The sequence below is a fragment of the Dyadobacter flavalbus genome (assembly GCF_006149045.1).
GTDB lineage: Bacteria > Bacteroidota > Bacteroidia > Cytophagales > Spirosomataceae > Dyadobacter > Dyadobacter flavalbus.
The window spans coordinates 1-1073 of record NZ_VBSN01000008.1 but is presented as its reverse complement, the minus strand read 5'-3'; the positions used below and the strand labels follow the sequence as shown (position 1 = coordinate 1073).

1 protein-coding gene is annotated in these 1073 nt (G+C 62.3%); it reads left to right on the top strand.

All coding sequences use genetic code 11. The annotated features are described in order from the left end of the window. Positions 1-123 precede the first annotated feature (123 nt). Positions 124-1073: putative Ig domain-containing protein (locus FEM33_RS00835; RefSeq protein ID WP_229214013.1), on the top strand; the 950-nt coding region annotated here is incomplete at its 3' end.

Here is a 1073-nt window from a genome sequence, read left to right as displayed (position 1 = left end):
GGCTGTCTGCCTCTGAGCTTTCTGCCCTGCGCACAGCTGACGGTAGCACTTCCGTTTGCCCTGACTTTCAGCGGGACGGAGAACGGGCTGGCAGACAAGGACGGCAAGGGCACCGGCTTTACGATGGCCGACGCCTACTCGGGCAACCGGGTGACGCTGGACGGCCCGGCCACTTCGGCCGTCAGGGGCTATGAGCCTTCCCGGCTGACGGTTGCCTCGGGCAAGCTGGGCATCCTGACCAACAAAGGCATCTCGATTACCGGTATCAACAACCAGATCAACGCGCTGGGCGTGGGCTTTGACGCCTCCCAGGGTTCTTTCACCATCGAGACCGCGCTGGTCAACCCCTATAAAGGAACCAATGACGAGCAGGCCGGTATCTGGTATGGTCTAAACGACAAGACCTTCCTCAGGCTGGCGATCAACAACAACCGCGTCGTGCTCAGAAGGGAGATCAACGACGCCTCGCCTTTGGCCTCGGACCTGATCGATGTCAACCGCCGCAACACGGCCTCGATCTCCGGGCTGGACAAAAAGACGGTCCGTTTAAGGATGCTGGTCAACCCGGCGACAGCGACCGTGGAGGCCTTCTACTCGGTGGACGGCACCAACTTTATCAACGTGGGCGAGGCTTACCCGGTCAAGGGCCTGAGCATCGAAGGCATGGGCATCACCACAGGCCAGGCGTATGCCGGCGTGTTTGGCACCTACCGCAACGGCGCTACGGCCGTCACCTATACTTTTGACGATTTCTCGATCAGTCCCCAGGGCGCTGTGATCAACCACCCGCCGGTGGCTTCGCTGGTTGCCAGCCAGGATGCGCCTGTCGGCACGGCTTTCCGCTTTACGCTGGCCGATACGACCTTCCGCGATGCCGACCAGGATGTGCTTACGCTCTCGGCCAGTCTGACCGACGGCTCGGCGCTGCCTTCGTGGCTGTCCTTTGATGCCGCCAGCCGTACTTTCAGCGGCACGCCCCTTTCGGCGGCTGTTTACCCGGTACGCCTGACTGCCACCGACGGCAAGTCGCCGGCGGTGAGCACCGAGTTCACCATCACGGCCTCGGCCGTCAA